At 72.8% G+C, this 25,487-nt stretch carries 27 protein-coding genes; 13 read left to right on the top strand and 14 right to left on the bottom strand.

Annotation, left to right across the window (positions count from 1 at the left end; genetic code table 11):
* Positions 1–3 precede the first annotated feature (3 nt).
* Positions 4–246, bottom strand: coding sequence for a hypothetical protein (locus FV227_RS13345; protein WP_147729487.1), 243 nt, complete (start codon positions 244–246; stop codon positions 4–6).
* Positions 247–592: 346 nt separating this feature from the next.
* Between FV227_RS13345 and FV227_RS13340 the strand changes: the two genes are divergently transcribed.
* On the top strand, positions 593–1,270 hold the full coding sequence (locus FV227_RS13340; RefSeq protein ID WP_147859144.1) for a methyltransferase domain-containing protein: 678 nt from the start codon (positions 593–595) through the stop codon (positions 1,268–1,270).
* 3 nt (positions 1,271–1,273) lie between these two features.
* Here the strand turns inward: FV227_RS13340 and kdsA are convergent, their stop codons facing one another.
* From kdsA to FV227_RS13325, 3 genes are read right to left on the bottom strand one after another with little or no spacing between them, the layout of a single operon-like run.
* Entirely contained in the window at positions 1,274–2,131 is an 858-nt protein-coding gene (kdsA, locus tag FV227_RS13335) for a 3-deoxy-8-phosphooctulonate synthase (protein ID WP_147859143.1), read from the bottom strand.
* A gap of 10 nt (positions 2,132–2,141) precedes the next feature.
* Positions 2,142–2,666, bottom strand: coding sequence for a hypothetical protein (locus FV227_RS13330; RefSeq protein WP_243933823.1), 525 nt, complete (start codon positions 2,664–2,666; stop codon positions 2,142–2,144).
* Entirely contained in the window at positions 2,663–3,958 is a 1,296-nt protein-coding gene (locus FV227_RS13325) for an aminotransferase class I/II-fold pyridoxal phosphate-dependent enzyme (protein ID WP_147728974.1), read from the bottom strand. Before FV227_RS13325 ends, FV227_RS13330 begins: the two co-directional genes overlap by 4 nt.
* 166 nt (positions 3,959–4,124) lie before the next feature.
* Between FV227_RS13325 and FV227_RS13320 the strand changes: the two genes are divergently transcribed.
* Positions 4,125–4,370: a hypothetical protein gene (locus FV227_RS13320; RefSeq protein ID WP_147728973.1), complete on the top strand. Its 246-nt coding sequence runs from the start codon at positions 4,125–4,127 to the stop codon at positions 4,368–4,370.
* A 16-nt stretch (positions 4,371–4,386) separates the two neighbouring features.
* Here FV227_RS13320 and mutL read toward each other — a convergent pair whose 3' ends face one another.
* On the bottom strand, positions 4,387–6,339 hold the full coding sequence (gene mutL, locus FV227_RS13315; protein WP_147728972.1) for a DNA mismatch repair endonuclease MutL: 1,953 nt from the start codon (positions 6,337–6,339) through the stop codon (positions 4,387–4,389).
* Between the two features lie 198 nt (positions 6,340–6,537).
* Here mutL and FV227_RS13310 point away from each other — a divergent pair, with 198 nt between their 5' ends.
* Positions 6,538–8,376, top strand: coding sequence for an outer membrane beta-barrel protein (locus tag FV227_RS13310; protein ID WP_246686471.1), 1,839 nt, complete (start codon positions 6,538–6,540; stop codon positions 8,374–8,376).
* A 24-nt stretch (positions 8,377–8,400) separates the two neighbouring features.
* Here the strand turns inward: FV227_RS13310 and FV227_RS13305 are convergent, their stop codons facing one another.
* The 6 genes from FV227_RS13305 to FV227_RS13280 form a co-directional block, all read right to left on the bottom strand.
* Complete coding sequence (locus FV227_RS13305; RefSeq protein WP_147859142.1) at positions 8,401–8,988, bottom strand: AprI/Inh family metalloprotease inhibitor; 588 nt, start codon at positions 8,986–8,988, stop codon at positions 8,401–8,403.
* A 169-nt stretch (positions 8,989–9,157) separates the two neighbouring features.
* Entirely contained in the window at positions 9,158–9,961 is an 804-nt protein-coding gene (locus FV227_RS13300) for a succinate dehydrogenase iron-sulfur subunit (RefSeq protein ID WP_147727562.1), read from the bottom strand.
* A 96-nt stretch (positions 9,962–10,057) separates the two neighbouring features.
* Positions 10,058–11,875 (bottom strand): succinate dehydrogenase flavoprotein subunit, encoded by a 1,818-nt coding sequence (gene sdhA / locus FV227_RS13295; protein WP_147859141.1) that lies wholly within the window; start codon positions 11,873–11,875, stop codon positions 10,058–10,060.
* Positions 11,876–11,906: 31 nt separating this feature from the next.
* The gene (sdhD, locus tag FV227_RS13290) at positions 11,907–12,326 is read right to left on the bottom strand and encodes a succinate dehydrogenase, hydrophobic membrane anchor protein (RefSeq protein ID WP_147727560.1); all 420 of its coding nucleotides are present in this window, start codon (positions 12,324–12,326) and stop codon (positions 11,907–11,909) included.
* Between the two features lie 12 nt (positions 12,327–12,338).
* Positions 12,339–12,740, bottom strand: coding sequence for a succinate dehydrogenase, cytochrome b556 subunit (sdhC, locus tag FV227_RS13285; protein ID WP_147727559.1), 402 nt, complete (start codon positions 12,738–12,740; stop codon positions 12,339–12,341).
* 187 nt (positions 12,741–12,927) lie between these two features.
* Positions 12,928–14,229 carry an SLC13 family permease gene (locus FV227_RS13280; protein ID WP_147843279.1) on the bottom strand — a complete coding sequence of 434 codons (1,302 nt, stop codon included), beginning with the start codon at positions 14,227–14,229 and terminating at the stop codon, positions 12,928–12,930.
* Between the two features lie 193 nt (positions 14,230–14,422).
* Here FV227_RS13280 and FV227_RS13275 point away from each other — a divergent pair, with 193 nt between their 5' ends.
* The 3 genes from FV227_RS13275 (at position 14,423) to FV227_RS13265 (ending at position 18,463) form a co-directional block, all read left to right on the top strand.
* Positions 14,423–15,319 (top strand): LysR substrate-binding domain-containing protein, encoded by an 897-nt coding sequence (locus FV227_RS13275; RefSeq protein WP_187274788.1) that lies wholly within the window; start codon positions 14,423–14,425, stop codon positions 15,317–15,319.
* 196 nt (positions 15,320–15,515) lie between these two features.
* The gene (locus FV227_RS13270) at positions 15,516–16,703 is read left to right on the top strand and encodes an NAD(P)/FAD-dependent oxidoreductase (protein ID WP_246686472.1); all 1,188 of its coding nucleotides are present in this window, start codon (positions 15,516–15,518) and stop codon (positions 16,701–16,703) included.
* A gap of 71 nt (positions 16,704–16,774) precedes the next feature.
* Positions 16,775–18,463 carry a thiamine pyrophosphate-binding protein gene (locus tag FV227_RS13265; protein WP_147859139.1) on the top strand — a complete coding sequence of 563 codons (1,689 nt, stop codon included), beginning with the start codon at positions 16,775–16,777 and terminating at the stop codon, positions 18,461–18,463.
* 13 nt (positions 18,464–18,476) lie between these two features.
* Here the strand turns inward: FV227_RS13265 and FV227_RS13260 are convergent, their stop codons facing one another.
* The gene (locus FV227_RS13260; protein ID WP_147729398.1) at positions 18,477–19,457 is read right to left on the bottom strand and encodes a quinone oxidoreductase; all 981 of its coding nucleotides are present in this window, start codon (positions 19,455–19,457) and stop codon (positions 18,477–18,479) included.
* Positions 19,458–19,552: 95 nt separating this feature from the next.
* Between FV227_RS13260 and FV227_RS13255 the strand changes: the two genes are divergently transcribed.
* The 3 genes from FV227_RS13255 to FV227_RS13245 all read left to right on the top strand — a co-directional run bounded on the left by FV227_RS13255 (position 19,553) and on the right by FV227_RS13245 (position 21,477).
* Positions 19,553–20,725 (top strand): alanine racemase, encoded by a 1,173-nt coding sequence (locus FV227_RS13255; RefSeq protein WP_147859138.1) that lies wholly within the window; start codon positions 19,553–19,555, stop codon positions 20,723–20,725.
* Positions 20,726–20,733: 8 nt separating this feature from the next.
* Entirely contained in the window at positions 20,734–21,132 is a 399-nt protein-coding gene (locus FV227_RS13250) for a RidA family protein (protein ID WP_147729782.1), read from the top strand.
* Positions 21,133–21,246: 114 nt separating this feature from the next.
* Positions 21,247–21,477, top strand: a complete 231-nt coding sequence (locus FV227_RS13245) for a hypothetical protein (RefSeq protein ID WP_147729781.1) — start codon at positions 21,247–21,249, stop codon at positions 21,475–21,477.
* Positions 21,478–21,490: 13 nt separating this feature from the next.
* Here the strand turns inward: FV227_RS13245 and FV227_RS13240 are convergent, their stop codons facing one another.
* Both FV227_RS13240 and FV227_RS13235 read right to left on the bottom strand, forming a co-directional pair.
* On the bottom strand, positions 21,491–22,195 hold the full coding sequence (locus FV227_RS13240) for an SDR family NAD(P)-dependent oxidoreductase (protein WP_147859137.1): 705 nt from the start codon (positions 22,193–22,195) through the stop codon (positions 21,491–21,493).
* A 73-nt stretch (positions 22,196–22,268) separates the two neighbouring features.
* A complete protein-coding gene (locus FV227_RS13235) occupies positions 22,269–22,736 on the bottom strand; it encodes a nucleoside deaminase (RefSeq protein ID WP_243933835.1) in 468 nt (155 codons plus the stop codon).
* A gap of 159 nt (positions 22,737–22,895) precedes the next feature.
* On the opposite strand from FV227_RS13235, the gene FV227_RS13230 reads away from it, so the two are divergent.
* From FV227_RS13230 to FV227_RS13215, 4 genes are all read left to right on the top strand, one after another.
* A complete protein-coding gene (locus FV227_RS13230) occupies positions 22,896–23,072 on the top strand; it encodes a CsbD family protein (RefSeq protein ID WP_147729527.1) in 177 nt (58 codons plus the stop codon).
* A 117-nt stretch (positions 23,073–23,189) separates the two neighbouring features.
* The gene (locus tag FV227_RS13225; RefSeq protein ID WP_147729528.1) at positions 23,190–23,366 is read left to right on the top strand and encodes a DUF1328 domain-containing protein; all 177 of its coding nucleotides are present in this window, start codon (positions 23,190–23,192) and stop codon (positions 23,364–23,366) included.
* A 140-nt stretch (positions 23,367–23,506) separates the two neighbouring features.
* Positions 23,507–24,127: a LysE family translocator gene (locus FV227_RS13220; protein ID WP_147729529.1), complete on the top strand. Its 621-nt coding sequence runs from the start codon at positions 23,507–23,509 to the stop codon at positions 24,125–24,127.
* A gap of 49 nt (positions 24,128–24,176) precedes the next feature.
* On the top strand, positions 24,177–25,487 hold a 1,311-nt coding region (locus FV227_RS13215), incomplete at its 3' end, for a pseudouridine synthase (RefSeq protein WP_348643783.1).

The raw sequence follows: 25,487 nt of genomic DNA, 5'->3' as shown, positions 1-25,487 counted from the left end.
CGCTCAGCCGACGTCGAACGTCTCGATGTCCAGCGAGAGACGGGCCCGGAAGACGACCTTCCGGTGCTCGTCGCGGACCACCGCGAGGTAGTCCTGGCGCTCGGGGACGGCCGCGAAGCCCTGCGCGATCTTCGACATGATCCGGACGAGCTTCTCGCGCGCGGCATCCGCATCGGGCAGATCGAAGCCCTCGGTGTCGCGCACGAAGTGCGCGCCGTCATGCAGGTCGATGGTGAAGCGCGGCATTGCGGGACGTATCCGTGGGATTTTATCCCACAGATACGGCATCCGCTCTTCCGTGGGAATGATCGTTCGGTCGCAGGTGACGCCGATCAGGACCTCCGGTGATGGATGCCTGCTGCGAGAACCGAATGCGTGTGATGAGCGGGAAACTATCAGGGGGATGGACGGGTGAACAGGCGCGACGATTGATCTCGCGATCACGAAGCGGCGCGTTCGTAACGCCCCGACAGAACCCGCGGGCCGCTGCAGCCGGATGATCGCGGCGTTCCCGCTCGCGGCCCCGCGGCGGTTGCACCGTGCCGGCCGCCCCGCGATGGTGCTCCGGAACGCCCGGACCGGACCTTGCCCCATGGATACCCTCTCGCTCGTCCTCGACGCGTTCTCGCCGATCGCGGGGCGCCGCATCGTCGATATCGGGTGCGGCCCCGGGGCGATGTCGGCTGCGCTGGCCGGCCACGGCGCACGGGTGACGGGGATCGACCCCGGCGAAGCGGCGGTCGCCGCAGCCCGGCGCCGGGCGCCGGACTGCGCCTTCGAGATCTGCTCCGCCGAGGCCCTGCCGTTCGCCGACGGGACCTTCGGCGGCGCGGTCATCCTCAACGCCCTGCACCACGTTCCCGACCCGCGCGCGGCGCTGGACGAGGCGGCCCGCGTCGTCGCACCGGGCGGCCGGATCGTCGTGGTCGAGCCGCTGGCCGAGGGCAGCTTCTTCTCGGCGCTCCAGCCGGTCGAGGACGAGACCGCGATCCGCGCCGCGGCGCAGGGCGCCATCGCTGCAGCGATCGCGGCCGGGGCGTTCCTCTGCCTGTCCGACACGAGGTTCGTGCGCCGCGAGGCCTTCGCCGACCGCGACGCCTTCCTCGAGCGCGCGGCGGCGGTCGATCCGGCGCGGCGGGCCGCGATCCGCGACAACGCGTCGGCGATCGCCGACGCCTTCGCGGCCGCCGCCGAGACGGATGCGGGCGGGCGCCACGTCCTGTCGCAGCCGCTGCGCGCGCACGTCCTCGTGGCGGCGACGACGTCCTGAGCCTTACGCGTGCGCCTTGGCCAGCCGGTCGAAGGCCAGGAGTTCGGACACGAGCGCCGGCATGTCCCGCAGCGCCACCATGTTGGGGCCGTCGGAGGGGGCGCGATCGGGATCGGGGTCGGTCTCGATGAAGACACCCGCGACGCCGACCGCGACGGCGGCCCGTGCCAGCACGGCGACGAAGCGGCGCTCGCCGCCCGAGCTTCCCCCCTGCCCGCCCGGCTGCTGCACCGAGTGGGTCGCATCGAACACGACCGGCGCGCCGCCCGTCACCGCGGCCATGATCGGCAGGCTGCGCATGTCGGAGACCAGGGTGTTGTAGCCGAACGAGGCGCCGCGTTCGGTGACGATCACGTTCGGGTTGCCGGCCCCGGTGACCTTGGCGGCCACGTGCTGCATGTCCCAGGGTGCGAGGAACTGGCCCTTCTTCACGTTGACCACGCGGCCGGTGGCGGCGGCGGCCAGCAGCAGGTCGGTCTGCCGGCACAGGAAGGCCGGGATCTGGAGCACGTCGACCACCTCGGCCGCCGGCCCGCACTGCCCGGCATCGTGCACGTCGGTGAGCACCGGCAGGCCGTAGCGCGCCTTGATCTCGGCGAAGATCGGCAGCGCGCCGGACAACCCGATGCCGCGGGCGGCGCCGCCCGAGGTGCGGTTCGCCTTGTCGAACGAGGCCTTGAACACCAGGGCGATCCCGAGGGACTCCGCCATCTCCTTCAGCGCGGCCGCGATCTCGAGCGCGTGGTCGCGGCTCTCGAGCTGGCACGGGCCGGCGATCAGTGCCAGCGGCAGGTGGTTGCCGAAGGCGACCGTGCCGGCGCGGACGGTCCTGGGTGTTGGGCTGTCGGTGGAATCGGGCATGGCCGGAGGCTTAGCCCGCCGGAGCCTCCCGCGAAAGTCCGGCCTTGCGGCGCAGGGCGGGCGGCCGGTTCGGCACCAGCACGCAGACGGTGAGGTCGCCGGCCAGCGCGTCGGCCCGCGGCCCGGTCTCGCAGCGCAGGGCCGCCTTGCCGGCGACGCCCTGGCGCGGTGCGTCGGCCAGCAGCGAATCCTGGTGGACCTGCCGTGCCAGCACCTCGGCGGTCTCGGCGTCCGCGCCGGCGAGCGCACGCGCCGCCCGGCCGATCAGCTCGTAGAAGCCGCGCTCCGGCTCGCGGTCGCGGGAGGCGAACACCATCCGCGCCGGCGCCCGGCAATCGAGGCTCATGCGCTCGGCATCGGTCGCGCGGAACACCGCGCGCGTGCCGGCGCGGCCGGCGAGCGAGGCGCCGGTGGCGCGGATCATCGCGGCGGTCAGCCCGTCGCAGGACGCGACGCGCGCGGCGCGCGGCGCGGCGCAGGCCGGCAGCGTCGCCGCCAGGACGAGGAAGCCGGCCGCCCGGAGCAGGCCGCTCATTCCTGCGGCGCCGCGCGCACCGCCCGCTCCGATTCGAGCGCGGCGAGCAGGATGCAGAGCGCGATCCCTTCCGCCGCCTCCCGGACCTCGGACAGGCTCGGATAGGACGGCGCCAGCCGCAGCGCCGCGTCGCGGGGGTCGCGGCCGTAGGGGAAGGTCGCGCCGGCCGGCGTCAGGCCGATGCCGGCGCCCTTGGCCAGCTCGACGATGCGCTCGGCGGTGCCGACGCCGGCGTCCACGCTGACGAAGTAGCCGCCCTCGGGCCGGCTCCAGGCCACGTCCGTCCCGGTCAGGTGCCGCGCGAGCGCCTCGGTGACGGCGGAGAACTTCGGGGCGAGGAGCTCGCGCTGGCGCTCCATGTGGGCGGTGAGCCCCGCCGCGTCGCGCAGGAAGCGGACGTGCCGGAGCTGGTTCAGCTTGTCCGGGCCGATCGTGCGCTTGCCCGCCCGCGCGAGGTACCAGCGTACGTTGTCGGGGGAGCCGGCGAAGAAGGCCAGACCCGCGCCGGCGAGCGTGATCTTCGAGGTCGAGGCGAAGATGAAGGCGCGGTTCGGATGCCCGGCCGCCCGGCAGGCTTCCAGGATGTCGGGGATCGCGTGGTGCTCGGGCGTGAGGTGGTGGACGGCGTAGGCGTTGTCCCAGAACAGGCGGAAGTCCGGGGCGCCGGCCTTCATCGCGGCGAGCCGCCGGACGGTCTCCTCCGAATAGATCTCGCCGGACGGGTTCGAGTATTTCGGGACGCACCACATCCCCTTCACCGCCGGGTCGGCGACGAGGGCCTCGACCACCTCCATGTCCGGCCCGTCCGGCGTCATCGGCACCGGCAGCATGCGGATGCCGAATTCCTCGCACAGGGCGAAGTGGCGGTCGTAGCCCGGCACCGGGCAGAGGAAGGCCGGCGCCTCCTCGCGCGACCACGGGCGCTCCGAGCCCGGCACGCCCTTTAGCATCGCCCAGACGATGCAGTCGTGCATCACGGCGAGGCTCGCGTTCTCGGCCACCACCACCTGCTCCGCGGGCACGCCGAGCAGCGCCGGCCCGAACAGCGCGCGCGCCTCCGCAAGGCCCTGCAGGCCGCCGTAGTTGCGGGCATCCTCCCCCGACGCCGTGGTGTGGTCGCCGTTGCCGGGCAGCGCCAGCATGCCCGACGCGAGGTCGAGCTGCTCGGGCGAGGGCTTGCCCCGGGTCATGTCGAGCTTGAGCCCGCGGGCGCGGAACGCTTCGTAGGCGCCCTGCGCCTGCGCGTAGCGCGCGGCCAGTTCGGCGGGGGACAGATCTGCGAGTGCGGTCATCGGGAAGGCGCCGGGTTGTTCGAATGTCGGGCGTGTCATAGGCCGATCCGTGTGCGAGCGCACGCGAAAGGCGCGTCGGCGACGCCGTCGAACCCCGACCGGGCTTTCCAGGTGCCGGACGGCTGGGCTAGGTTCGCGGCGAGGGGGTGCTCGCTCCGAGAGCGCCATGATCGACGACGTCTTCACCTATGGCGGACAGGCCCTGGGTTTCTTGGCGATCGGCCTGTGGGCCTGGCTCGCCCTGACCGCACCGTCGCTGCAGGCCTGGATCCTGGCACGCTACGAGGACGAGCTGCGTCTCGGCGCCGCGCCGTCGGCGCCCGCGCGCCCGGACCGGATGGGGCTCGTCGCCGGCGGCGTGACGATGGTCGCGATCCTGTGCCAGTCGATCGGGTTCGCGATCCCGGACTGACCGGGCGCCACCCCGCTCAGCGTCTCCCGAACAGCCGCTCGATGTCGTGGCGGCCGAGGGCGACGTAGGTCGGGCGGCCGTGGTTGCACTGGCCGGAATTCGGCGTCGCCTCCATGGCGCGCAAGAGCGCGTTCATCTCCTCCGGGCGCAGGCGCCTTCCGGCGCGGATCGAGCCGTGGCAGCTCATCCGCGACAGTACCGCGTCGAGGCGCCGCCCGAGCGGGCCGTCCTCCAGGGCCCCGGCCCCGCCCTCCTCGACCCCGCTGTCGTCCAGCGCGTCGAGGATGTCGGCGACGAGGTCGCGCACCGAGGCGCCGGCCAAAGCCGCGGGCACCGCGCGCACCAGCAGCGCCCCGGGGCCGAACGCTTCCAGCGTCAGGCCGAGCCGGTCGAGCTCGGGGGCGGCCGCGGCCAGCCGCTCGGCGGCCTCGGGCGCCATCTCGATCACGTCGGGGATCAAGAGGCCCTGGCGCAGGATGCCGCCCGCCGCGCGCTCGCGCTTCATCCGCTCGTAGACGAGGCGCTCGTGCGCCGCGTGCTGGTCGACGATCACCACGCCGTCGCGGGTCTGCGCGACGATGTAGGTCTCGTGCAGCTGCGCCCGCGCGGCGCCGAGGGGATGGTCGAGGGCATCCTCGGCGCCATCGAGGCTGCGCAGGTCGGCCGCGGGCGGCGCCAGGTCGGCCATCGGATCCGGAAAGGCGTCGGCCGCGCCGTCCGGCGCCAGCGGTGCCTGCGCCGCCTCGCCGAAGCCGTGCGGCCGATCCGGCGCCGGCCGGTGGAAGCCGGACGGGGCCGCGACGGACGGGGTGCCCGGGCGGAACAGGCCGGTCCGCGCGCTCTGGAACAGGCTCGGGCTCGCCGTCCCGCCATGCTGCGTCAACGGGATGCCGCCCGAGGGACGCAGGGCCTCGAGGGTGCGGGCCGCCACGCCGGTCGAGGCCCGCGCCCCGCCGCGGCGCAGCGCCTCGTGGATCGCGCTGACGACGAGCGCCCGCACCAGCCCCGGATCGCGGAACCGCACCTCGGTCTTGGCCGGGTGGACGTTGACGTCGACGAGGCCGGGCTCGCAGGCGATCGCCAGCCCGAGCACCGGATGCCGGTCGGAGCGCAGGGTGTCGGCGTAGGCGCCGCGCACCGCGCCGAGCAGCAGGCGGTCGCGCACCGGCCGGCCGTTCACCGTGAAGTGGATGTGGTTGGCCGCGCCGCGGTGGAAGGTCGCCAGCCCGACATGGCCGGTGAGCGAGAAGCCCTCCCGCGCCATCGCCACCGGCAGGGCGTTCGCGGCGAAGTCCGATCCCAGCACCTGCGCGAGCCGGGCGAGGCTCGCGGTCGCGTCGTCCGGCTCGGCCCCGGCGAGGGCCGGCAGCACCAGCGGCGTGCCGTTCTCGCTCGTCAGCGTGAAGCGGATCGCGGGCTGCGCCACCGCGAGCCGGCGCAGGATGTCGGAGACCGCCGCGCTCTCGGCGCGGTCGGATTTCAGGAACTTCAGCCGCGCCGGCGTCGCCGAGAACAGGTCGGTGACCTCGATTCGGGTGCCGCGCGCCGCCGGCGCCGGGCGCACCGCGCCGCGCAGGCCCGCCTCGACGGTGAGCGCCGCGCCCGAATCCGCGTCCGCCGTGCGGGTGGTGATCGACAGCCGCGAGACCGCGCCGATCGAAGGCAGCGCCTCGCCGCGGAAACCCAGCGTGTCGATCCGGGTCAGGTCGCCGCCCGGCAGCTTCGAGGTGGCGTGGCGCTCGACGGCGAGCAGCAGGTCGTCCGGCGACATGCCGGCGCCGTCGTCGACCACCCGGATCAGCCGCCGGCCGCCGGCCTCGATCGTCACCGCGATGCTGCGGGCGCCGGCATCGATCGCGTTCTCGACCAGCTCCTTGACCGCCGAGGCCGGCCGCTCGACCACCTCGCCCGCGGCGATGCGGTCGACGAGGACCGGGTCGAGACGGCGGACGGGCTGCGGGGCGGACATGTCCGGCCGCTTATAGACCCTGCCCGCGCCTCGATCCATCGGCGGCGGCGATCCGCCGGTGGATCCGGTCTCCTCCGATGCTCCGCCGCCCCGTGCCGTTGACGCTGCATTAACCACGCCCGGCTAGCCTTCGTTAACCACGCGGAAGCGGTGCGACGGTCGTCTTCGCACGCGCCCAGCCAGGGGAGTCGGGATCCGGTGCTGGGCTTGGAGGGCGAGGGGCATGCGCGACGGGAGGCGGGCCTTGCCTGCGGCCTCGCGCTGCTGCTCGCGGGCCTGCCGGCCGCCGTCGCGATCGCCCTCCCCCGCCCGGCGCAGGCGCAGGCAACGCGGTTCGAATCCCTGAGCCCCGTCGCCGGCCAGCCCGACAACCCGGGCATCGGGCAGGATCCCGGCCAGGACGGATTGCCGGTGCTGCGCCGCAACCGCCTGTCGGAGGGCCCGCCCCGCCTCGGCAACGGCAATTCCGGCGAGGCGGCGGGCGGCGAATCCTCCGGCGGCCTCACCTCCGGCGGCGCCAGCCTGTCGGGGCCGACCGGGGCCGAAGCCGGCGCCTCGAATCTCGACACCCGGGTCCGCTCCTCCGGCAGCCGCACCGGCGGCGCCACGTCCGGCACCAACAACCGCGCCCCGATCAGCCTGCTGCGTCAGCGCGCGGCGCCGCCCCGGCGCCTGGGGACGGCGACCAAGCGCTACACCCAGGACGTCACCCAGATCCCCGCGCCGGCCCTGCGGCTCTCGCCGGTGATCCAGAACCCGGTGGTCGGCGTGCCGCTGCCGGCCGAGGCGCCGCGGCCGCAGGCGCCGGGATTGCCGCTGATCAACCCGCTGAGCGGCGTCCTCACGCCGGGGGCGCTGCTGACCAACAGCCTGCGGCGGCCGATCGCCACCGAGGACGCCTACGCGCCGCTCGGGATCAGGCTCGGCAGCTTCACGGTGCTTCCGTCCTTTACCCAGAGCCTCGGCTACGACACCAACCCGGACCAGACCACGCCGTCGCTCGCCAAGGGCTCGGTCGCGCTCCGGAGCGAGGGGGAGCTGAATTTCCGCTCGGACTGGTCGCGGAGCGAGCTCGCCGGCGAGTTGCGCGCCGGCTACCTCGAGACGCCGGAGAACGAGGCGGCGAGCCGCCCGAACGCGGCCGGCACCGTGCGCCTGCGGATCGACGCCAACCGCGACCTGCGGATCGACGCCGAGACCCGCTTCCTCGTCGACACCCAGCGCACCGGCAGCCCCAACCTCCAGGCCGTGACCGCGACCAACCGGCCGATCGTCGCGACCTACGGCACCTCGCTCGGCGCGACCGAGACCTTCAACCGGCTCTCGGTGTCCCTGCGCGGCTCGGTCGACCGCTCCGAGTTCGAGGATGCCCGGCTGTCGGACGGGACGGTGATCAGCCAGGCCGACCGCAACCAGAACCAGTACAGCATGCGCCTGCGCACGGCCTACGAGGTGACGCCGGAGATCAGCCCCTTCGTCGAGCTGCTCGCCGACACGCGGGTCTACGACCTGCGCCGCGACACCAGCGGCCTGCGCCGCGATTCCGACGGCATCGCCGCCTCGGTCGGCGCGACCGTGAACTTCACCCGCTCGATCAGCGGCGAGATCTCGGGCGGCCTTCAGCACCGCACCTACGTCGACCCGAGCCTGCGCGGCCTCGACGCGCCGATCCTCGCAGCCGCCCTGGTCTGGGCGGCGACCCCGCTGACCACCGTGCGCCTGAACGCGCAGGCCGGCGTCACCGAGACGACGGTCCCCGGCTCCAGCGGCATCCTGACCCAGACGGCGACGCTGGAGGTGCAGCACGACCTCCTGCGCAACCTCTCGATCATCGTCGGCGGCGCCTACCTCCGCAACGACTACCAGGGGGTGTCGATCCGCGAGACCGGCTTCTCGGCCACTGCCCGGCTCGATTACCGCTTCAACCGCTGGCTGACGCTGCGCGGCACCTACCTCTACCAGGAGATCACCAGCACGGCGGCGACGGCGAGCTTCTCCGACAACACCTTCCTGCTCGGGCTGCGGGTGAACCCGTAGCCCCAGTGCGCGGGCCCTCCCGGTTCAGCGCACTAGCGCGAGGGAGGCGCCGGACTTGGTGAGCGCGCCGTCGAGGGCGCCGCCGCCCTGCCGCAGGCGGGCGGCCACCGTGCCGCCCTGCTGGTACAGGTAGACCTCGCCGTCGCGGAAATCCCAGGCCGTGACCTTGGCCAGATCCTTGTTCGGGCAGCCGGCGGCGGAGGCCTTGTAGAGGTCGAGGGCCGGCGCGCTCGAGAGCGTCACCTTGCAGCTTCCGCCGGTCGCGTCCTTGGCGTCCCAGGCGCCGACCACCGAGGCCCGCCCGCTCGCCACCACCGGCGGGGCCGGGGGCGGGGCGACCACCGGCTCGGCGATGACGTTGGAGGCCGGCGGCGGGGCGATCGACGCCTGCGCGCCGATCGGTGCCTCGTCCGGCGCGGCGGTGGCACCGGGCGGCGGCGCGAGCGGCGCCGAGGTCACGGCGCCGGAGGGCATCGCCGGGGCGATGTTGTCGATGGCGGCTTGCTGTGCCGGCCCGCGGACGCGGGGTCCGTCGAAGCGCTGCGACGCGCAGGCGCCGAGCCCTGCCGCCAGCGCGAGGAGGGCGATCGTCGAACGGTACTGACGCGGCATCGGTCTCGGCTTCCCCGGCGCACGTGCGGCGCCCCTTGCGAGCCCTTGCGTCGGGGGCAATTGCGATGCCCGCAAGGTGGCCGGTCGGGGAACGGTCTTCGGAGGGCCCGCGCGCGAGGCTTTTCGGGCCGAGTGTGGCGGGGCGGCCTCAGTCCGCCGCCCCGCCGGATCACACCGTGCGCTCGACCATCATCTTCTTGATCTCGGCGATCGCCTTGGCCGGGTTCAGGCTCTTCGGGCAGGTGTTGGCACAGTTCATGATCGTGTGGCAGCGATAGAGCTTGAACGGGTCGTGCAGCGCGTCGAGGCGGTCGCCGGTGTTCTCGTCTCGGCTGTCGATCAGCCAGCGATAGGCCTGCAGCAGCGCCGCCGGGCCGAGGAACTTCTCGCCGTTCCACCAGTAGCTCGGGCACGAGGTGGTGCAGCAAGCGCACAGGATGCACTCGTACAGCCCGTCGAGCTTGGCCCGGTCCTCGGGCGTCTGCGGCCACTCCTTCTCGGGCGCCAGGGTGTCGGTCTTGAGCCAGGGCTCGACCGAGGCGTGCTGGGCGTAGAAGTTCGTCAGGTCGGGGACGAGGTCCTTCAGCACCGGCATGTGCGGCAGCGGATAGATCTTCACCGCAGCGGTCTTGCGGCCTTTCGCGTGCTCCTGGCACTCGTCGATGCCCATGGTGCAGGCGAGCGCGTTCTGGCCCTCGATGTTCATGGCGCAGGAGCCGCAGATGCCCTCGCGGCAGGAGCGGCGGAACACCAGCGTCGAGTCGACCTTGTTCTTGATCCACAGCAGCGCGTCGAGCACCATCGGCCCACAATCGTCGCGGTCGACCTGATAGGTGTCGATCCGCGGGTTCTTCCCGTCGTCCGGGTTCCAGCGGTAGACGCGGAACTCCTTGAGGTTCTTGGCCCCCGTCGTCGCGGGCCAGGACTTGCCCTCGGTGATCTGGGAGTTCTTGGGGAGGGAGAATTCGGCCATGGCTGTCGTTGGCTTCCGCTAGAGTCGATCGAAGCAACGATCGGCAAGACGCATCGGGAACGCGGTCCCGCCGATCGGCTTTCCGAAGCGCGCAGCTTAGTAAACGCGCGCCTTCGGCTCGATGTACTGGATCTCGTTCGACATCGTGTAGGTGTGGACCGGGCGGTAATCGATGCTCACCCGGTGGGCACTCTCGTCGAGCCACGACAGGGTGTGCTTCATCCACTCCTTGTCGTTGCGGTCGGGGAAGTCCTCGCGAGCGTGCGCCCCGCGCGATTCCTCGCGGTTGGCGGCCGATTCCATGGTGACGACCGCCTGGCCGATCAGGTTGTCGAACTCCAGGGTCTCGAGCAGGTCGGTGTTCCAGACGAGCGACCGGTCGGTGATGCGGATGTCGGCGGATGCCGACCACACCTTGTGGATCAGGCCCTTGCCCTCCTCCAGCACCTCGCCGGTGCGGAACACGGCGCAGTTGTTCTGCATCGTCTTCTGCATCTCGAGGCGCAGGTCCGCGGTCGGCGTGGAGCCGTCGGCGTAGCGGAAGCGGTCGAGGCGGGTCAGCGCCTTGTCGGCGGAATCCTTGGCCAGGTCCATCGGCCGGCCGTTCGGCTCGACGATCTCGGCGCTGCGCTGGCCGGCGGCGCGGCCGAACACCACGAGGTCGATCAGCGAGTTCGAGCCGAGGCGGTTGGCGCCGTGCACCGAGACGCAGGCCGCCTCGCCGATCGCCATCAGGCCGGGCACGACGGTGTCGGGGTTGCCGTCGCGCAAGGTCAGCACCTCGCCGTGATAGTTCGTCGGGATGCCGCCCATGTTGTAGTGCACCGTCGGCAGCACCGGGATCGGCTCCTTGGTGACGTCGACGCCGGCGAAGATCTTGGCGGATTCCGAGATGCCCGGCAGGCGCTGGTGGAGGATCGCCGGGTCGAGGTGGTCGAGGTGCAGGAAGATGTGGTCGCCGCCCTTGCCGACGCCGCGGCCGGCCCGGATCTCCATGGTCATCGAGCGCGAGACCACGTCGCGCGAGGCGAGATCCTTGGCCGACGGGGCGTAGCGCTCCATGAAGCGCTCGCCCTCGGAATTCGTCAGGTAGCCGCCCTCGCCGCGGGCGCCCTCGGTGATCAGGCAGCCGGCGCCGTAGATGCCGGTCGGGTGGAACTGCACGAACTCCATGTCCTGCAGCGGCAGGCCGGCACGCAGCACCATGGCATTGCCGTCGCCGGTGCAGGTGTGGGCCGAGGTCGCCGAGAAGTACGAGCGGCCGTAACCGCCGGTGGCGAGGATCACCATCTGCGCGCGGAAGCGGTGGATCTCGCCGGTGGCTTGGTCCATGGCGATGACGCCGCGGCAGCGGCCCTCGTCGTCCATGATCAGGTCGAGGGCGAAGTACTCGATGAAGAAGTTGGTCTGGTTCTTCACCGCCTGCCCGTACAGGGTGTGGAGCATCGCGTGCCCCGTGCGGTCGGCGGCCGCGCAGGTGCGCTGCGCGGTGCCCTTGCCGTAATCGGTGGTCATGCCGCCGAACGGGCGCTGGTAGATCTTGCCCTCTTCCGTGCGCGAGAACGGCACGCCCCAGTGCTCGAGCTCGTAGACGGCCGCGGGAGCGTTGCGCACGAGATACTCGATCGCATCCTGGTCGCCGAGCCAGTCCGACCCCTTCACGGTGTCGTACATGTGCCAGCGCCAGTCGTCCGGGCCCATGTTGCCGAGCGAGGCCGAGATGCCGCCCTGCGCCGCCACCGTGTGCGAGCGGGTCGGGAACACCTTGGTGATGCAGGCGGTGCGCAGGCCCGCCTGGGAGCAGCCGACGGTGGCGCGTAGGCCCGCGCCGCCCGCGCCGACGACCACCACGTCGAAGGTGTGGTCGGTGATGGGATAGGCGGGTCCCTGCCCGTTCTGTCCGTTGGCGGCCATGGAAGGCTCCTTCAAGATCGCGAGTGGCAGGTCAGACGAGGCGGCCGAGCCCCACGCGCAGGATCGCGTAGAGGCAGGCCACGGCCACGACGACCGCGTAGAAGTTGTTGGCGAACACCGCGGCGATCTTCAGCCCCGGGCTGTGGACGTAATCCTCGATGATCACCTGCATCCCGAGACGCATGTGGATCGCGACCGAGGTCACGGCGAGGATCAGGACGATCGCGACGAAGGGGTGCGACACCAGGGCCACCGCCTCCGCGTAGGAGCGGCCGGCCATCAGCGCGATGATCACCACGAAGGCGAGCATCAGCGGCGCGTTTGCGGCGGCGGTCAGCCGCTGCATCCACCAATGCCCGACGCCGTGGTGGGCGACGCCGAGGCCGCGGACGCGGGCGCGGGGCGTGCGGATCGAGACCTGCGGGTTCTGGAGGATCTTGGCCTTGGCCATGGCGGGAACTCCTCAGCGCGCCAGAAGGGCGACGGCCCAGACGACGATGGTCAGCGTCGCCGAGCCGATCAGGGTGGCGCGGGCCAGCGCCATGCGCTTGTCGCGGTCGAAGCCGTATCCGGCATCCCACACGAAGTGCCGCAGGCCACCCAGCATGTGGTGCAGCAGGATCCAGGTGTAGGCGAACAGCACGATCCGCCCGATCCAGGACCCGAAGAACCACGCCACCCAGGCGTAGGCCGCCGGGCCCGAGGCGAGCGCCACGAGCCAGATCGCGACGAGCGCGGTGCCGCCGTAGAGCGCTGTGCCGGTGACGCGGTGGAACACCGACATCGCCATCGTCCAGGTCCAGCGATAGATCTGGAGATGCGGCGAGAGCGGCTGGGCGACGGTGGGGCGTGCGGTGGGTGCCATCGTGCGGGAGGCCTCGTGTCGTTCTCGGAACCGGGTCGATCTTGGAATTGGACCGTCTCTAATCTGTAGCGCTAGAGGCCCGAGCGTTTCGCCGCAATGCGGCATGGCAGGACGGAGATGACGATTTCGTCGGGATATCGCCTGCCGCCGGGCACGGCGGGCGCCGTTCTCGCGACACGTATCCTTCTCATGGCAGTCGCCCGATCAGCCGCCACCAGAGGTAGTCGAGCGGCGCGGCGACCAGCAGCGTCGCGACCCCGTAGGCGAAGGTCGCGCGCGTCGCGTCCTTCAGCGACACGCCGCCGAGCTCGCGCGCGAACACGATGGGCGGCGCCTGATACGGGAAGAACAGCGTCGCGTAGCCGAGCACCTGCACCATCACCACGTCGAGCACAGGCCAGCCGCTGGCCTGTGCCATCTCGCCCGCCAGCGCCGTGTAGAGCGCGGGCGCGCCGTTGGCCGTGACCACGAGGGTGAGCGCCGTGGCGACGCCGGTCAGCACCGCGAAGTTCTGCACGGTCGCGCCCGGGCTCAGGGGCGCGACCGCCAGCAGCGCGTGGCCGAGCCGCTCGCCCAAGCCGGTCTCGTTGACGACCGCCACGAGGCCGAGCAGCGCGGCGATGTAGAAGCAGGTGCGCAGCGAGACCTGCGCGAAGGCGTCCGCCGGCAGCACGCCGATCCGCGGCATCAGGCAGATCACCGCGGCCGAGAGCCCGACCCAGGCCGGGGCGATGCCGTGCAGCCCGTCGGTCATCCATAGCGCCAGCGTGCCGACGAGGATCGCGGCCAGCCGGCGCTCGGCGGGCGAGGCCGGGGGCAGGGCCGGCAGCGCCGCGGCACCGGATTCGAGCCGGTCGGGGAACAGCGTCACGAGGAGTGCCACGAGCAGCACGCCCTTCACCAGCGCCAGGACCGGCGCGTGCAGCCAGAGATAGGGCAGGTAGGTGAGGTGCAGGCCCTGGAGCCGCTCGGCCGCGCCGGCCATCACCAGGTTCGGCACGTTGGCGGGCAGGATCGCCGCCGACAGGATCGGGGTCGCGAGCCCGACCGCCATCACCGCGCCGATCCGGCCCTTCCGCCCGGGCGCCAGCCCGAACGCGTCGCAGAGCGACAGGGTCACCGGAATCATCAGCGCGATGCGCCCGAGGTTCGACGGCATCACGAAGGCGAGCAGGAAGCTGAACCCCACGAGCCCGGCGACGAGGCGCGGATAGGAGCCCGAGAGCCGGCCGCTCAGCCCCTGCGCCAGGCGTGCGCCGAGGCCGGTCCGCGTCATCGCGAGGCCGACCACCATCCCCGACATCACCAGCCAGAAGGCCGATGCCGCGAAGCCGGAGAACACCGTCGCCGCCGTGCCGAGCTTGAGCAGCATGGCGAGGGCGAAGAACAGCAGCGCGGTGACGATCTCGGGCAGCAGCGCCGTCGCCCAGAGGCCCATGCAGAGCACGAGCAGCGCGCCGGTCGCCCAGATCGTCGTCCCGCCTCCCATGCCGCCCTGCCCCTACCCTGTTCGATCCGCCCGATGGTTAGGGGCCCGATTGGAACGGTTCGCAATACGGATTTCCTTGATGATGCCTTCGCGATCGGCGAAGGCTGAGCGTCGGGCGCGCGCGTTTCGCAGTCGCTCGTGCATCGCTGTGGCGCCGGCAGCGGCTTCGCGGCCCGCGTAAGGAAGCCCGGCGATGATGCGCTTCGACCTGTCCGACCTCAGCCTCTTCCGCCACGTGGTCGAGGCCGGCTCGATCACCCACGGGGCGGCGCGCGCGAACCTCGCGCTCGCCGCCGCCTCGACGCGGATCCGGGCAATGGAGACCTCGCTCGGCGCCGCCCTGCTCACCCGCACCCGTTTCGGCGTCACGCCGACCCCGGCCGGGCGGGCCTTGCTGGCGCATGCCCGCGGGCTGATCGCCGCGATCGAGCGGATGCAGGGCGAGCTCTCGGCCTTCTCCGGCGGCACGGTCGGGCAGATCCGGGTCCTGGCCAACACCAACGCGCTCACCGAATTCCTGCCGGATGCGCTGGCCGCCTACCTGGCGAAGAACCCCGGGGTCAGCGTCGAGATCGACGAGCACACCTCGGACGAGATCGTCGGCCTCGTCGCGGACGGGCAGGCCGACCTCGGCATCCTGTCGGGCACGGTCGACACCGGCGACCTCGAGACCTTCCCGTTCCGGCAGGACCGCTTCGTGCTGGTGGCGGCGCGCGGGCACGCCCTGGCCGGGCGCGGGGCGGTCGCCTTCGCCGAGGTGCTGGCGCACGACCTCGTCGGTCTCGACCGGGCGAGCGCGCTCACCCGGTTTCTCGCCGACAAGGCGGCGCGCGTCGGGCGCCCGATGCGCCTGCGCGTGCAGCTGCGCGGGTTCGACGCCGTCTGCCGCCTCGTCGATGCCCGCGTCGGCGTCGGCATCGTGCCCGAGAGCATGGCCCGGCGGGTCGCCCGCGGCCTCGACATCGCCGTCGTGCCGCTGGTCGAGCCGTGGGCGACGCGCGCCCTGACCCTGTGCCTGCGCAGCTACGAAGGCTTGCCGACCTTCGCGCAGGAATTCGTGACGCACTTGCGCGACGGTCGCGACGCCTGAACAGACCGCACCATGTCGTCGGTGATGAAAGCGCGGCGCGATCTCTACCTTCGGTAGAACATTGCCACTATGTTTCTCGCTGGTCACGAAGGGTTGATCGCGAAGAACTACGCAAGGATCTTCTTTTCGGGATGGTTGCGACTTCTGTACCGTGCGGGCGTGTCGAAGGCGCCCCTGCCGGAGGGATGTGCTCGCCATGCCTGCTCAGACGGACTGCTTCGATGTCGTGGTGATCGGCGCGGGCCTGGCCGGAACCTGCCTGGCCGGCCGCCTCGCCCGCAACGGCCGCAGCGTCGCGCTGATCGACACCCACGCCGTCCACCCGCACGATTTCCGCGCCGAGAAGTACGGCTCCGCGCAGATGTCGCTGTTCGAGTCCCTCGGGTTCGGCGCCGCCGCCCGCGGGTGCACCACGAGCACCGACACCGTCCGGGTCGTGCGCTTCGGCAGCCTCGCGTATTGGGAGCGCAACACCGAGTACGGCGCCGCCTATCCCGACCTGATCAACGCCCTGCGGGCCGACCTGCCCGCCGGGCTGCTCACCGTCGGCCGGGTCGCCGACCTCGATCTCGGCCCGGAGCGGCAGGTCGTCACCCTCGGCGACGGGCGCCGGTTCGCCGGCCGCCTCGTGGTGCTGGCGACGGGGCTCGGCGACGTGCTGCGCCGCAAGGCCGGGATCGTCCGGCGCGTGATCGGCGAACGCCACTCGCTGGCCGTCGGCTTCGACATGGCGGCGCCGCGCGACACCTTCCCGTTTCAGGCGATGACCTACTTCTCCGAACGGTTCGGCGGACGCGACGCCTACCTGACGCTGGTCCCGCTCGGCGAGACCATGCGGGCGAACCTGTTCGGCTACCAGCAGCCGAACGCCCCCTGGGCGAAGGCGTTTCGCGCCGAGCCGGAGGCGGCCCTGCGCGCGCTGATGCCGGGGCTCGCGGCCCATTGCCCGGACCTCGCCGTCGCCGGCTCGGTCGAGGTGCGCCCGATCGACCTGATGCGGGCCGAGGGCCACGTCCGCGACGGGGTGGTCCTCGTCGGCGACGCGTTCCAGACCGCGTGCCCGATTCCCGGGACCGGGATCGGCAAGGTGCTGACCGACGTGCGGCAACTGGCCGACGCCCACCTGCCGGGCTGGCTCGCGACGCCCGGCATGGGTGCCGACAAGGTCGCCGCGTTCTATGCCGACCCGGTCAAGGTCGCCTGCGACGCGGCGAGCCTGCGATCCAGCCTCTACGCCCGCGCGCTCGCCACCGAGACCGCCCTGCCCTGGGCGGTCCGCCGGGTGCGCAACCGCGTCGCGCGCCACGCGATCCGCTACGCGACGGGCGCCTCGCAGGGAGCGGTGCGCGCCGCCTCGGCGGTCGCGGCCCACCTGGCGCTCTGACCGCGCCGGGCGGTTGCCCCGTGCGGCCATCGGCGTAGCCTCGGCCGCGCGACGGGACGGAAAGGACGGCCATGGCGATTGCGACGGTGGACGCGCTCGGAAGCCGCCGAGGGGCGATGGTGCTGCTCGAGGTGCTGCGCTCGGAGGGGGTTCGCTACATCTTCGGCAATCCCGGCACCACCGAGCTGCCGCTGATCGACGCGCTCACCGAGACCCCCGACATCGCCTACGTGCTGGCGCTGCAGGAGGCGAGCGCGGTGGCGATGGCCGACGGCTACGCGCATGCCGCGCGCCGGCCCGCCTTCCTCAACCTCCACACCGCCGGCGGCCTCGGCCACGGCTTCGGCAACCTGATCAACGCCCACGTCTCGGGCACGCCGCTGGTGGTGACGGCGGGCCAGCAGGATTCGCGTCACGCGATCACCGATCCGCTGCTGTTCGGCGACCTCGTCAGCCTCGCCACGCCCGCCGTGAAGTGGGCGCGCGAGGTCACCAACGCCGACCAGCTGCCGATCCTGCTGCGGCGCGCCTTCCACGACTGCTCGGCCGCGCCCTCGGGCCCGGTCTTCCTGTCGCTGCCGATGGACGTGATGGAGGCGATGACCGCCGCGCCTGCCGGCGGCGTCTCGACGATCGACCGCTGCGCCGTGGCGGGCTCGCTCGAGCGGCTCGCCGACCACCTCGCCGCGGTGGCGCCCGGGCGCCTCGCCGTCATCGCCGGCGACGAGATCGACGCCAGCGACGCCTCCGGCCAGGCCGTGGCGCTCGCCGACCTCCTCGGCGCGCCGGTCTACGGCTCGTCCTGGCCGGCCCACATCCCCTTCCCCACCGCGCATCCGCTCTGGGCCGGGAACCTGCCGACCAAGGCCACGGAGATCGCCGGCATCCTCGGCGCCTACGACGCGGTGTTCGCGCTCGGCGGCAAGTCGCTGATCACGGTGCTCTACACGGAAGGCTCGGCGGTGCCGGCCGGCACGCAGGTGTTCCAGCTTTCGGCGGACGTGCGCGACCTCGGGCGCACCTACGAGACCACCCTCTCGATGGTCGGCGACGTGCGCGCCTCCCTCGACGCGCTGCTGCCGCTCCTGAGGCCGCGCCTCGCGGAGCGGGCCGATGCCTATGCCGAGCTGCGGGTCGCGGCCGCGCGGATCTACGCGGCCCGTCGCGGAAAGCTGACCGAGGCGGCCGACGCCGCCTTCGCCGACCCGGTGATCGCGCCGCTGGTCGCCGCCCGCGAGATCGCCCGCGCCGTCGGCGCCGACACCGCCATCGTCGACGAGGCGCCGGCGACGATGGCGCATCTGCGCACCTTCCTGCACAGCGACAAGACGCACCAGTACGCCTCGATGCGCGGCGGCGTCCTGGGCTGGGGAATGCCGGCCTCGGTTGGCACCTCGCTCGGCCTCGACCGCGCGCCGGTGGTCTGCGTCGTCGGCGACGGCGCGGCGATGTACTCGCCCCAGGCGCTGTGGACCGCCGCCCACGAAACGCTGCCGGTGACCTTCGTGGTGATCAACAACGCCGAGTACAACATCCTGAAGAACTACATGAAGTCGCAATCCCACTACGCGTCGGTGCGCGCCAACCGCTTCATCGCCATGGACCTCGTCGATCCGCGCATCGACTTCGTCGCGCTGGCCGCCTCGATGGGCGTGCCGGCGCGGCGCGTGACCCGTGCGGCCGACATCGCGGCGGCGATCGAGGACGGGATCCGGTCGGGCGCGCCGAACCTGGTCGAGGTGGTGGTGCGGGCGACCTGACGGGCGGCGTGCCTCACGGCAGCAGCAGGATCGATCCCGTCGTTTCGCGTGCCTCCGCCGCGCGGTGCGCCGCGACCGCCTCCGCGAGCGGGAACCGCGCGCCGATGCGCGCGACGATCGCCCCCGAGGCGATGGCGGCGAAGACCTCGGCCGCGTTGGCCCGCAGGTCCGCGGGGTCGGCATTGTGCGGAAACACCGACGGGCGGGTGAGGAAGAGGCAGCCCTTCTTGTTCAGCAGCTCCGGCTCGATCGCCGGCGCCGGCCCGGAGGCGGCGCCGTAGAGCACCACGAGGCCGAAGGGCGCGGCGAGGTCGAGCGAATGCAGGAAGGTGTCGCGGCCGACCGAATCGTAGACGACCCGCGCCTTGCGGCCGCCGGTGGCGGCGAGCAGCGCCTCGGGCCAGCCCCCTCGCGAATAGTCGACCGCCACGTCGCAGCCGGCCTCGCGCGCCACCGCGCACTTCTCCGCCGATCCCGCGGTGCCGACCACGGTGGCGCCGAGCGCCTTGGCCCAGCGGCACAGGATCTGCCCGACGCCGCCGGCCGCGGCATGGACCAGCACCATCTCGCCCGGCTGGACCGCATGGGTGCGCCGGAGCAGGTACTGCGCGGTCATCCCCTTGAACAGCAGGGCGGCGGCGTCCTCGTCCGAGACGGCGTCGGGGATCGCCACCAGCTTGTCCGCCGGCACGACGCGCCGGTCGGCGTAGCTGCCGAGCCCCGCGTTCATATAGGCGACCCGGTCGCCGACCCGGAACCCCGCGACGCCCTCGCCCAGCGCCTCGATCCGCCCGGCGGCCTCGTGGCCGAGCCCGGTCGGCAGCGGCAGCGGGTAGACCCCCTTGCGCTGATAGACGTCGATGAAGTTGAAGCCGATGGCGGTCTGGCGCAGGAGCACCGCGCCCGGTCCGGGCGGGGGCAGGTCGACGGCTTCGAGGCGCATCGCCTCGGGGGCGCCGAACGCGCGGAGGATGACGGCGTTCGCGTCTGTCATGGCGGTTCTCCGAGGCCGGGCGACGGTCTCGACCACCTAGCCCTGCGCCCGGCATCTGCCTAGAAGGCCGGGACCGGAATCGGAAAGGGGTCGCGATGGCCGTCACCGACGTCGCCGCGGATTCGCTCGCCGCCCTCGACACCCCCTGCCTACTCCTCGACGAGGCGCGCCTGACCGCCAACGTCGCGCGGATGCGGGCGCGGCTCGCCGGCCTCGGCGTCGCCTTCCGGCCCCATCTCAAGACGGCGAAGTCCCTCGACGTGGCGCGCCGCGCGATGACCGGCCCGCGCGGGCCGGCCATGGTCTCGACGCTGCGCGAGGCCGCCTACTTCGCCGAGGGCGGCGTCACCGACCTCACCTACGGCGTCGGCATCGCGCCGCAGAAGCTCGATCGGGTCGGCGGCATCCGCCGGCAATACGGGGCCGACCTCGCGATCGTCCTCGACAGCGTGGCGCAGGCCGAGGCCGTCGCGGCGTGGGTGGCGGCCAACCGCGATCCCGTCTGCGCGCCCCTGCCCGTCCTGATCGAGGTCGACGCCGACGGGCACCGCTCGGGGGTCGCGCCGGACGACGCCGGGACGCTGACGGCGATCGGCCGCGTCCTCGTCGCCGGGGGCGCGGTGCTGCGCGGGGTGCTGCTGCATGCCGGCGACAGCTACGGCCTGAGCGAGCCAGAGCGGATCGCGGCGGCGGCGGAGGTCGAGCGCGCGGCCGGCGTCGCGGCGGCCGGGCACCTGCGGGCCGCCGGCCTCCCCTGCCCCGTGGTCAGCATCGGCTCGACCCCGACCGCGCGGTTCGCCGAGGCGCTCGACGGCGTGACCGAGGTGCGGGCCGGCGTCTTCATGTTCGGCGACTTGTTCCAGGCCGGCATCGGCACCTGCGCAACCGGGGACATCGTCCTGTCGGTGCTGGCGACGGTGATCGGGCACCAGCGCGCGAAGGGCTGGATCATCGTCGACGCCGGATGGATGGCGCTGTCGCGCGACCGCGGCACCGCGCGCCAAGCCGTCGACCAGGGCTACGGGATCGTCTGCGATCCGGCGGGGACGCCCTACCCCGACCTGATCGTGCGCGACGCCAACCAGGAGCACGGCATCGTCGCCCTCCGCCCCGGATCAGCCGCCGCGCTGCCGGACCTTGCCTTGGGCGCGCGCCTGCGCATCCTGCCCAACCATGCCTGCGCCACCGCCGCGCAGCACGGAAGCTACCACGTGCTCGACGCCGCCGGGCGCGTCTCCGCCACGTGGCCCCGCATCGCCGGCTGGTGATCCTCTCCATGACAGATCCGATCGAGCGCATCGCGACGAAGGCCGTGCCGGAGCCCGCCGGGCACTATGCCCAGGCGACGGCATGGCGCGACCTCGTCTTCGTCTCGGGCCAGCTCGGGCCCCGCCCCGACGGCAGCCATACCTTCGACCGCCCGTTCGAGGAGCAGGCCCGGCAGGCGCTGGCCAACGTGCTCGCCATCCTCGGCGCGGCCGGATGCGGCCCGGAGCGCGTGCTCAAGGTCACCGCCTACTTGGTCGGCGTCGAGAACTGGCCGGCCTTCGATCGGATCTACGCGGAGATGTTCGGCGCGGCCCGCCCCGCCCGCGCCGTGGTGCCGGTGCCGGGCCTGCACCACGGCTACCTCGTCGAGATCGAGGCCGTCGCCGCGCGCCCGGACCCGGCCTGAGCCGACCCATCGCGGCCGTTTACCGATCGCCGGGGGCATCCCCCAAACGGGTGATGTGCGGGTCGTCGGAATCGCGGTGTTCTCTCGTGTCCGAGCCTGACGAGGGAGCCCGACATGCGAAACCGCCAGGATTTTCCGATCTGGACGCGAAACCGGGCGCAGCGTCACGCCGCGCGCGGCTGCAGCCGGCTCGTGGTCGGCCTGATCCTCCGGTCGGGCCGCCGGCGGCCGTCGCCCCCGGTCGCGGACGAGCGTCCCTCGAACGTCCTGCCGTTCAAGATCCCCGCGACCGCGCAACCTTTCCGGCCCCCGCCGGCGCCGGTGGACGACCTGCGGCACGGGTGAGGCCGCAGGTCTCTCAGAACCGCTCGACCCAGGGGCGCAGCTCCAGCTCCTGGGTCCAGGCGCTGCGATCCTGGCGCAGCACGTCGCGGTAGCTGCGGGCGATGGCCTCCGGGTCGAGGTGGCTGTCGGGGGCATCCGGCGCCTCGGGCGCGCGGGCCGGGTTCCGGATCGCGCCGTCGATGACGAAGTGGGCCACGTGGATGCCCTGGGGCTGCAGCTCGCGCGACAGGCTCTGGGCCAGGCCGCGCAGGGCGAACTTGCCCATGGCGAAGGCCGACGAGCCGGCGAACCCCTTCACGCTCGCCGAGGCGCCGGTGAGCAGGATCGCGCCGTGCCGGGCCGGCAGCATGCGCCGGGCGGCCGCCTGCGCCACCAGGAACCCGCCGAAGGCCGAGACGGCGAGCGCCTGGGCGACGGCCGCCGGGTCGAGCTCCGCGATCGCGCCGCGCACGCGCCCGCTGGCGTTGTAGACCACCACGTCCGGCGGGCCGCCGAGCGCCGGCTCGATCGCGGCAAACAGCGCCTCGACGTCGTCCGGCCGGCTCGCGTCGCAGGCATGGACCGCCGCGCCGGTCTCGCGGGCGAGCGCGTCGAGCTTCCCGACGTCGCGGGCCGCAAGCCCGACCCGCAGGCCGTCGGCGGCGAGTTGCCGGGCGAGCGCCGCGCTGAGGCCCGAGCCGGCCCCGACGATCAGGGCGCGATGATAGGTCGGTCTCATGGAGGCGGCTTCCGGGTTGTCCGACGGGGCAACGTCGGGCGGGCGGGGCCGGTTCGCGCGCAGGGGCGACGGGTCAGTCCCGCCGCTCGCGGAAGAAGGCGCGCAGCAATGCCGCCGCCTCGTCCTCGCGGAAGCCGCCATACACGTCCGGCGCGTGGTGGCAGGTCGGATGGTTGAACACGCGTGCGCCGTTCTCGACCCCGCCGCCCTTGGGGTCGGCGGCGCCGTAATAGAGCCGCCGGATCCGCGCGAAGCCGATCGCGCCCGCGCACATCGGGCACGGCTCCAGGGTCACGTAGAGGTCGCAGCCCGGCAGCCGGTCGTCGCCGAGGGCGGCGCAGGCGGCGCGGATCGCCAGGATCTCCGCATGCGCCGTCGGATCGTTGAGCGCCCGCGGCCGGTTGTGCGTCACCGCCAGCACGACGTCGCCGCGCACGATGACGGCACCGACCGGCACCTCGCCGGCCTCCGCCGCGCGGCGCGCCGCGGCGAAGGCGAGATCGAACGGCGACGTCTTCGCGGGAGGGATCGAGTGGGGCACGAGGACGTTCCTAGCCGCCGGCACCGCCGCCGCAAAGCGCGCCGCACCGGCCGGCACATCGACCCCCGTCCGAGGAATGTTAATCGGCGGAACATTCAGCCGGGGCCGGCCGTTTCTCATCCAACGCGGCACGGCCGCATTCAGGATGAGGAGCCGGCGATGAGCAGCACCACCGACAAGATCAAGGGCGCCGCCAACGAGGCGGTCGGCAAGGCCAAGCAGGGCATCGGCAACGCGACGGACAACGCGAACCTGAAGGCCGACGGCGCCGCGCAGGAAGCCAAGGGCAAGGCCGAAGGCGTCAAGGGCGACGTGAAGTCGGCCGTCGGCAAGTAAGCCTCGCAGCAACGCATCCCCCGGTGCGGACGCGGGTTTCGTTCCGCATCGGGGTTCGGTCGGCCGGTCGGTGCGTCCCCGGCCTTGCATCAACGCATTCGTTTCCAGGAGGTCTGCATGATCGGTTGGGCCATCACCTTTCTCGTGGTCGCGTTGGTCGCGGCGCTCCTCGGCTTCGGCGGCATCGCCGGGACGGCGATGGAGGCGGCCAAGATCGTCTTCTTCGTGGCCATCGCCCTGTTCCTGGTCTCCGCCGTGTTCGGCGTGATGCGCGGACGCGCGCCGCGGCTCTGACCGGCCGGACTAGTTCTGCGTTGTGAGAAGGGCGGCCCGGATCGGGCCGCCCTTCTCGCGTTCCAGGGGGCACTGGCCGGGGTGCATTGGAACGCGTGCGGGCGTAGCCTCAGGTGCCCTCGCCTCACCCTGTCCGGTCCATGAATCCCCAAACCTGGGCACTCTTCCTCGGCGCCGTCTTCCTGCTTTCCGGCACCCCCGGCCCGAACATGCTGCACGTGATGACGCGCAGCCTTCGCTTCGGCCTCGGAGCCAGCCTGTTCGCCATGGCCGGGTGCCTGTCGGCCGTGGTGCTGGTGCTCTGCGCCTCGGCGACGGGGCTGGGCGCCGTGCTCGCCGCCTCGCCCAACCTGTTCGCAGGGCTGCGCTATGCCGGCGTCGCATACCTGGTCCTCCTCGGGATTCAGGCGTGGCGCGGGGCCGGCGGGGTGCCGCAGGTCGGAACGGGACCGATCGCCCCCTCCGCCGGCGGCCTGTTCCGGGGCGGGTTCCTGATCGGGGCGAGCAACCCGAAGCTCCTGCTGTTCGCGGCGGCGTTCCTGCCGCAATTCATCGATCCCGCCGTGGATCAGGGGTTGCAGCTGACGATCCTGGTCGCGACCTTCGCCGCCGCCGAGGCGTTCTGGTATGCGGTCTACGCCCTCGGCGGCCGGCAGCTCGCGCGCCATCTCGCCAGGCCTGCGCTGCGGCGCCTGTTCGACCGGGCCACCGGTGCGATCTTCGTCGGCTTCGGGCTCGGCCTGCTGGCCGGACGCCCCTGAGCGACGATCCGTCTCGCGCGGCGGGGCCCGCTCTGTTATGGGCTTGCCGATGAGCGACAATCCGACCACCCTCTCCGCGGACGAGCCCGTCCGCGGTCCCGAGACGACGCAGGCGCCCGAGACCCCGGCGAACGCCGAGCCCGCACGCCGCGAGGCCGCCTCTCAGGACGAGCCTTCCCGTCCAGAGCCTTGGAGCCCGGCCACCGACGCCAACGTCCGGTCCGCGGACGACGAGGCGCCGCGGGAGCGCGTGGCCCGCGACCGACCCAAGGACCGGCACGCCAACGAGCGCCCGGCCAAGGAGAAGGTTTCGAAGGAGCGCGGCGGCGACGCCCCCCTGCGCCGCCGCCCGGCCGCGGCCGAGCCGACCCCGGCAGCGTCGGCCCCCGTCGATGAGGCCGAGCTCGAGGAGCTCGAGGCCGCCGCGCCGGAGGCCACGGCTTCCGAGATCGCGGCCCCCGAGACCGCGCCGGCGACGGCCGCCCCCGCTGCGCCCGAGACCTACGAGGGCGAGCGCATCGCCAAGGCGATCGCCCGCGCCGGCATCGCCTCTCGCCGCGACGTCGAGGCGATGATCGCGGAAGGCCGCATCACGCTGAACGGCCGCGTGCTCGACACGCCGGCGATCAACGTGACGGATTCCGACGCCATCACCGTCGACGGCGAGCCGCTGCCGACGCGCGAGCGCACCCGGCTTTGGATCTTCCACAAGCCGCGCGGCCTCGTCACCACGGCGCGCGACCCGGAAGGGCGCCAGACCGTGTTCGAGGTGATGCCCGAGGAGATGCCGCGCGTCGTCGCCATCGGCCGCCTCGACATCAACACCGAAGGCCTGCTGCTGCTGACCAACGACGGCGGCCTCGCCAAGGTGATCGCCCATCCCGATACCGGCTGGCTGCGCCGCTACCGCGTGCGTGCCTTCGGCGACATCACGCAGATGGAGCTCGACCAGCTGCGCAAGGGCGTGACCATCGACGGCATGGAATACGGCCCGGTCGAGGCGACCCTCGATCGCGCCAGCGGCGACAACGTCTGGCTGACGCTCGGCCTGCGCGAGGGCAAGAACCGCGAGGTCAAGCGCATCCTCGAGCATCTCGGCCTGTCGGTGAACCGGCTGATCCGGCTGTCGTTCGGGCCGTTCCAGCTCGGCGACCTCGAGGTCGGGCTGACCGAGGAGATCAAGACCAAGGTCCTGAAGGAGCAGCTCGGCAAGGGCCTCGCGAGCCAAGCCGGCGTCGACTTCGAGAGCCCGGTGCGCGAGCCGATCGCGCCCTTCGGCGGCCCGAAGAAGGAGGCCCAGGCCGAGCGCTCGCGCCGGGACGAGGCGCCCCGCGGCCGCGCGCCCTCCGGCGGGCGCACC

This window comes from Methylobacterium sp. WL119, from assembly GCF_008039875.1.
GTDB lineage: Bacteria > Pseudomonadota > Alphaproteobacteria > Rhizobiales > Beijerinckiaceae > Methylobacterium.
Note: the sequence above shows the minus strand (reverse complement) of the source record. Positions and strands in the feature narration are given on the sequence as shown.

Excerpts from the sequence above, each read along its gene's own strand:
- sdhD (WP_147727560.1), bottom strand. The coding sequence starts at position 12,326 with ATGGCCAAGGCCAAGATCCTCCAGAACCCGCAGGTCTCGATCCGCACG.
- FV227_RS13340 (WP_147859144.1), top strand. The coding sequence starts at position 593 with ATGGATACCCTCTCGCTCGTCCTCGACGCGTTCTCGCCGATCGCGGGG.
- FV227_RS13225 (WP_147729528.1), top strand. The coding sequence starts at position 23,190 with ATGATCGGTTGGGCCATCACCTTTCTCGTGGTCGCGTTGGTCGCGGCG.
- FV227_RS13325 (WP_147728974.1), bottom strand. The coding sequence starts at position 3,958 with ATGACCGCACTCGCAGATCTGTCCCCCGCCGAACTGGCCGCGCGCTAC.
- FV227_RS13245 (WP_147729781.1), top strand. The coding sequence starts at position 21,247 with ATGCGAAACCGCCAGGATTTTCCGATCTGGACGCGAAACCGGGCGCAG.
- kdsA (WP_147859143.1), bottom strand. The coding sequence starts at position 2,131 with ATGCCCGATTCCACCGACAGCCCAACACCCAGGACCGTCCGCGCCGGC.
- FV227_RS13240 (WP_147859137.1), bottom strand. The coding sequence starts at position 22,195 with ATGAGACCGACCTATCATCGCGCCCTGATCGTCGGGGCCGGCTCGGGC.
- FV227_RS13300 (WP_147727562.1), bottom strand. The coding sequence starts at position 9,961 with ATGGCCGAATTCTCCCTCCCCAAGAACTCCCAGATCACCGAGGGCAAG.
- FV227_RS13345 (WP_147729487.1), bottom strand. The coding sequence starts at position 246 with ATGCCGCGCTTCACCATCGACCTGCATGACGGCGCGCACTTCGTGCGC.
- FV227_RS13270 (WP_246686472.1), top strand. The coding sequence starts at position 15,516 with ATGCCTGCTCAGACGGACTGCTTCGATGTCGTGGTGATCGGCGCGGGC.
- FV227_RS13250 (WP_147729782.1), top strand. The coding sequence starts at position 20,734 with ATGACAGATCCGATCGAGCGCATCGCGACGAAGGCCGTGCCGGAGCCC.
- mutL (WP_147728972.1), bottom strand. The coding sequence starts at position 6,339 with ATGTCCGCCCCGCAGCCCGTCCGCCGTCTCGACCCGGTCCTCGTCGAC.
- FV227_RS13220 (WP_147729529.1), top strand. The coding sequence starts at position 23,507 with ATGAATCCCCAAACCTGGGCACTCTTCCTCGGCGCCGTCTTCCTGCTT.
- FV227_RS13255 (WP_147859138.1), top strand. The coding sequence starts at position 19,553 with ATGGCCGTCACCGACGTCGCCGCGGATTCGCTCGCCGCCCTCGACACC.
- FV227_RS13230 (WP_147729527.1), top strand. The coding sequence starts at position 22,896 with ATGAGCAGCACCACCGACAAGATCAAGGGCGCCGCCAACGAGGCGGTC.
- FV227_RS13320 (WP_147728973.1), top strand. The coding sequence starts at position 4,125 with ATGATCGACGACGTCTTCACCTATGGCGGACAGGCCCTGGGTTTCTTG.
- FV227_RS13265 (WP_147859139.1), top strand. The coding sequence starts at position 16,775 with ATGGCGATTGCGACGGTGGACGCGCTCGGAAGCCGCCGAGGGGCGATG.
- FV227_RS13305 (WP_147859142.1), bottom strand. The coding sequence starts at position 8,988 with ATGCCGCGTCAGTACCGTTCGACGATCGCCCTCCTCGCGCTGGCGGCA.
- FV227_RS13330 (WP_243933823.1), bottom strand. The coding sequence starts at position 2,666 with ATGAGCGGCCTGCTCCGGGCGGCCGGCTTCCTCGTCCTGGCGGCGACG.
- sdhC (WP_147727559.1), bottom strand. The coding sequence starts at position 12,740 with ATGGCACCCACCGCACGCCCCACCGTCGCCCAGCCGCTCTCGCCGCAT.
- sdhA (WP_147859141.1), bottom strand. The coding sequence starts at position 11,875 with ATGGCCGCCAACGGACAGAACGGGCAGGGACCCGCCTATCCCATCACC.
- FV227_RS13275 (WP_187274788.1), top strand. The coding sequence starts at position 14,423 with ATGATGCGCTTCGACCTGTCCGACCTCAGCCTCTTCCGCCACGTGGTC.
- FV227_RS13280 (WP_147843279.1), bottom strand. The coding sequence starts at position 14,229 with ATGGGAGGCGGGACGACGATCTGGGCGACCGGCGCGCTGCTCGTGCTC.
- FV227_RS13260 (WP_147729398.1), bottom strand. The coding sequence starts at position 19,457 with ATGACAGACGCGAACGCCGTCATCCTCCGCGCGTTCGGCGCCCCCGAG.